Consider the following 4,441-nt stretch of genomic DNA (forward strand, 5'->3'; position numbering starts at 1 on the left):
AGCAACTACCAGGATCGCGCCGTCCATCTGAGCAGCACCGGTGATCATGTTTTTAACATAGTCGGCGTGCCCCGGGCAGTCTACGTGTGCGTAGTGACGGGTCGGGGTGTCGTATTCAACGTGAGAAGTGTTGATGGTGATACCACGAGCTTTTTCTTCCGGCGCGTTATCGATCTGGTCGAATGCGCGAGCAGCACCGCCGTAGGTTTTAGCCAGTACGGTAGTGATTGCAGCGGTCAGCGTTGTTTTACCATGGTCAACGTGGCCGATAGTACCGACGTTAACGTGCGGTTTTGTACGTTCAAACTTTTCTTTAGACATCGATTGTCCCTCTAAGACACGGATAAATCGGTGATATCACCACATCAACCAGGCAACATGCCCGACTTGTTGAATGCAATAAACAGAAGGAAAAAACAGGGAGGAGAAAAGAAGTGGTGCTGATAGGCAGATTCGAACTGCCGACCTCACCCTTACCAAGGGTGCGCTCTACCAACTGAGCTATATCAGCACATCTTGGAGCGGGCAGCGGGAATCGAACCCGCATCATCAGCTTGGAAGGCTGAGGTAATAGCCATTATACGATGCCCGCATCCTGGAACTCGGCTACCTGATTTTCATTCTGCACTGAATATCGAGAGAAGCTCTCTTTATTCGAGCCGGTAAGCGAACTTATCGTCTCGGGCTACGCCATCGCGTGGCCGAAATTGGTGGTGGGGGAAGGATTCGAACCTTCGAAGTCTGTGACGGCAGATTTACAGTCTGCTCCCTTTGGCCGCTCGGGAACCCCACCGGACTTGATGGTGCCGACTACCGGAATCGAACTGGTGACCTACTGATTACAAGTCAGTTGCTCTACCTACTGAGCTAAGTCGGCATCAAGTAGCGCGCATTCTATGGAGACATGCGAGTTCATGCAACTAAAAAATTGCATAATTTGTTTTATTGGTCACATTTTATGCGACACGATGAAGAAACAGCCGAACGGAGGGCAGATTAGCACACTTTTTCAACATCATTGTGCTCAACAATGCGCTCCTGCTAAACCATAATTCTTTTTATCAGATGGAATATCTGTCACATTGCTTTTCAACGATAGCTTCCCGGGAGAGATTTTTTCTTATTATTCCTCCCCATCTGGTGTTACCCTCCTGCCCATTAACCCATTCAACAGAACTGTGATGCGCCATGGCAAATATCGCTTTGCCGATAGAGCTATGACCGCCAGAAACATGCTTATGAGTATAAAAGAGCAAACGTTAATGACGCCTTACCTACAGTTTGACCGCAACCAGTGGGCAGCTCTGCGTGATTCCGTACCTATGACGTTATCGGAAGATGAGATCGCCCGTCTCAAAGGTATTAATGAAGATCTCTCGTTAGAAGAAGTTGCCGAGATCTATTTACCTTTGTCACGTTTGCTGAACTTCTATATAAGCTCGAATCTGCGCCGTCAGGCAGTTCTGGAACAGTTTCTTGGTACCAACGGGCAACGCATTCCTTACATTATCAGTATTGCTGGTAGTGTCGCGGTGGGGAAAAGTACAACCGCCCGTGTATTGCAGGCGCTATTAAGCCGTTGGCCGGAACATCGTCGTGTTGAACTGATCACGACTGATGGCTTCCTTCACCCTAATCAGGTTCTGAAAGAACGTGGTCTGATGAAGAAGAAAGGCTTCCCGGAATCGTATGATATGCATCGCCTGGTGAAGTTTGTTTCCGATCTCAAATCCGGCGTGCCAAACGTTACAGCACCTGTTTACTCGCATCTTATTTATGATGTGATCCCGGATGGAGATAAAACGGTTGTTCAGCCTGATATTTTAATTCTTGAAGGGTTAAATGTCTTACAGAGCGGGATGGATTATCCACACGATCCACATCATGTATTTGTTTCTGATTTTGTCGATTTTTCGATATATGTTGATGCACCGGAAGACTTACTTCAGACGTGGTATATCAACCGTTTCCTGAAATTCCGCGAAGGGGCTTTTACAGACCCGGATTCCTATTTTCATAACTACGCGAAATTAACTAAAGAAGAAGCGATTAATACTGCCATGACGTTGTGGAAAGAGATCAACTGGCTGAACTTAAAGCAAAATATTCTACCTACTCGCGAGCGCGCCAGTTTAATCCTGACGAAAAGTGCTAATCATGCGGTAGAAGAGGTCAGGCTACGCAAATAATTTTCAGGGGAGCTAATGCTCCCCTATCTTATTATTCCGCACTACGCAGGGATATTTCACCGCCCATCCAGGGTTTTATTATTCCATCCTGCTCAAGCAATAAAGCGCCCTGTTTGTCTATTCCGCGTGAAATGCCAAATATTTCTTTATCACCAATGATAAGTTTCACTGGGCGATTAATAAAATTATCCAGCTTTTCCCAGCGCGAAAGATAAGGTGCCAATCCTTCTTGCTCGAAGAGTTCCAGCGCCGCGCGTAATTCACGTATGAGCATGGCCGCCAACGTATTACGATCGAGATTGATCCCGGCTTCCTGCAGCGTGATCCACCCTTGATTAACGACACTCTCTTCAACACGACGCATTGCCATGTTGATCCCGGCTCCAATGACTATTTGCGCCGCATCGCCGGTTTTGCCAGTTAGCTCCACAAGAATGCCTGCCAGCTTGCGATCCTGCAGATAGAGGTCATTAGGCCATTTAACACGAACTTTATCTGCACCCAGCTTGCGTAATACTTCCGCCATCACGATACCGATAACCAGACTTAAACCAATCGCCGCCGCCGGGCCTTGTTCCAGACGCCAGAACATCGACAAATATAAGTTTGCGCCAAAAGGCGAAAACCATTTCCGACCCCGGCGACCACGGCCAGCCTGCTGGTATTCTGCAACACAGGCGTCGCCCGATTTAAGCTCTCCGATACGATCAAGAAGGTACTGATTCGTGGAGTCAATAACGGGCAGCACAGTTACACTACCGCCATCCAGCTGACCCAATATCTGTTCAGCATTAAGTAACTGGATAGGCTCAGGCAGGCTGTATCCTTTACCCGGAACGGTAAAGACATCAACGCCCCAGTCACGCAGTGTCTGAATGTGTTTATTAATGGCCGCCCGGCTCATTCCTAACGTTTCACCCAACTGCTCACCAGAGTGAAATTCGCCATTCGCTAACAGCGCGATTAATTTCAGCGGAACGGTATTATCCTTCATGAAATCGTCTCCACTGCGCTAACTTCACCTGATGCACCAATAAAGCGAACTTCAGGCTCAAGCCAGACATTAAATTTTTCACCCACTTTTTGTCTTACATGATGTGCCAGTTGCACCACATCTTCGCTTTTTGCATTGTCTTCATTAATGAGGACTAACGCCTGTTGACGGTGCACCGCAGCCCCACCCATTTGCATCCCTTTTAGCTGGCACTGATCGATAAGCCAACCTGCTGCCAGTTTTACTGAACCATCCGCCTGGGGATAATTTGGTGCTGTTGGAAATTGTGCCAGTAATGCTTTAGTCGTTTCGGCAGATACAACAGGGTTTTTGAAGAAACTACCGGCATTGCCATTCACTTTTGGATCAGGGAGTTTGGTGGTGCGCATATGACACACCGCATTAAATACTTGCTGTGGCGTTACTGTTGTAGGATCCAGACGAGTTAATTCACCATACGTTAGTACAGGTTGCCACTCTTTTGGCAGACGCAGACCTACGGCTACAATGGCGAAGCGGTCCTGGTATTCATGTTTAAAAATACTGTCGCGATAGCCAAAACGGCACTCTTTGGCAGTTAAGCGCACCTGCTTGCCTGTCGCCAGTTCAACACAGTCAACATAAGCGCAAACTCGCTGTAATTCTACGCCATAAGCACCAATATTCTGGATAGGTGATGAGCCGACACAACCAGGAATTAATGCCAGATTTTCCAAACCAGGCATACCTTCCTGCAAAGTGTATTTTACCAGGCGATGCCAGTTTTCTCCGGCTCCTACATGTAAATACCACGCATCAGGTTCATCATGAATTTCGATACCTTTGATCCGGTTGATGATCACCGTGCCGCGATAGTCTTCCAGAAAAAGTACATTACTTCCTTCACCCAGAATAAGAACGGGTTGCCCTTCTGCGGTTGCATGCTGCCAGGCATTGAGTAGTTGTTGTTCGTCTTCGGCACATACAATGTGCTGAGCATTATGATCAATGCCAAATGTGTTCCAGGGTTTTAAGGAGTGGTTCATAGCTGCTTTCCTGATGCAAAAACGAGGCTAGTTTACCGTATCTGTGGGGGGATGGCTTGTAGTAATGACGACAGGGAGAGTTTGTAGAAACGCAAAAAGGCCCAGTCTTCCGACTGGGCCTTCTGCTTAATTTGATGCCTGGCAGTTCCCTACTCTCGCATGGGGAGACCCCACACTACCATCGGCGCTACGGCGTTTCACTTCTGAGTTCGGCATGGGGTCAGGTGGGACCA

At 47.8% G+C, this 4,441-nt stretch carries 4 protein-coding genes, 4 tRNA genes and 1 rRNA gene; 1 reads left to right on the plus strand and 8 read right to left on the minus strand.

The genetic code is table 11. From position 1 onward, the window contains the following. The 5 genes from ACJHX3_RS24365 to ACJHX3_RS24385 all read right to left on the minus strand — a co-directional run. Positions 1 to 321 (minus strand): GTP-binding protein (locus tag ACJHX3_RS24365; RefSeq protein ID WP_000031694.1); only part of this gene is annotated, 321 nt, incomplete at its 3' end. 114 nt (positions 322 to 435) lie between these two features. Further along, positions 436 to 511: transfer RNA gene (locus tag ACJHX3_RS24370), tRNA-Thr, on the minus strand. 6 nt (positions 512 to 517) lie between these two features. Beyond that, positions 518 to 592 (minus strand) — tRNA-Gly (locus ACJHX3_RS24375). Positions 593 to 708: 116 nt separating this feature from the next. Then, positions 709 to 793, minus strand: a tRNA-Tyr gene (locus ACJHX3_RS24380). Between the two features lie 8 nt (positions 794 to 801). Next, a tRNA-Thr gene (locus tag ACJHX3_RS24385) sits at positions 802 to 877 on the minus strand. Between the two features lie 361 nt (positions 878 to 1,238). Here ACJHX3_RS24385 and coaA point away from each other — a divergent pair. Further along, complete coding sequence (gene coaA / locus ACJHX3_RS24390) at positions 1,239 to 2,189, plus strand: type I pantothenate kinase (RefSeq protein WP_000023085.1); 951 nt, start codon at positions 1,239 to 1,241, stop codon at positions 2,187 to 2,189. Between the two features lie 31 nt (positions 2,190 to 2,220). On the opposite strand, the gene birA is transcribed toward coaA, so the two are convergent. The 3 genes from birA to rrf all read right to left on the minus strand — a co-directional run. Next, complete coding sequence (gene birA / locus ACJHX3_RS24395) at positions 2,221 to 3,183, minus strand: bifunctional biotin--[acetyl-CoA-carboxylase] ligase/biotin operon repressor BirA (protein WP_000654617.1); 963 nt, start codon at positions 3,181 to 3,183, stop codon at positions 2,221 to 2,223. Then, entirely contained in the window at positions 3,180 to 4,208 is a 1,029-nt protein-coding gene (murB, locus tag ACJHX3_RS24400; protein ID WP_094308524.1) for a UDP-N-acetylmuramate dehydrogenase, read from the minus strand. Before murB ends, birA begins: the two co-directional genes overlap by 4 nt. 136 nt (positions 4,209 to 4,344) lie before the next feature. Then, positions 4,345 to 4,441, minus strand: a 5S ribosomal RNA gene (gene rrf / locus ACJHX3_RS24405); the annotation flags it as partial.

The sequence above is a fragment of the Escherichia sp. WS1265 genome (genome assembly GCF_046487585.1).
In the GTDB taxonomy this organism is placed as follows: domain Bacteria; phylum Pseudomonadota; class Gammaproteobacteria; order Enterobacterales; family Enterobacteriaceae; genus Escherichia; species Escherichia coli.

What these genes read in the sequence shown, in the direction of transcription:
- coaA (WP_000023085.1), top strand. Translation starts at nt 1,239, where the DNA reads ATGAGTATAAAAGAGCAAACGTTAATGACGCCTTACCTACAGTTTGAC.
- birA (WP_000654617.1), bottom strand. Translation starts at nt 3,183, where the DNA reads ATGAAGGATAATACCGTTCCGCTGAAATTAATCGCGCTGTTAGCGAAT.
- murB (WP_094308524.1), bottom strand. Translation starts at nt 4,208, where the DNA reads ATGAACCACTCCTTAAAACCCTGGAACACATTTGGCATTGATCATAAT.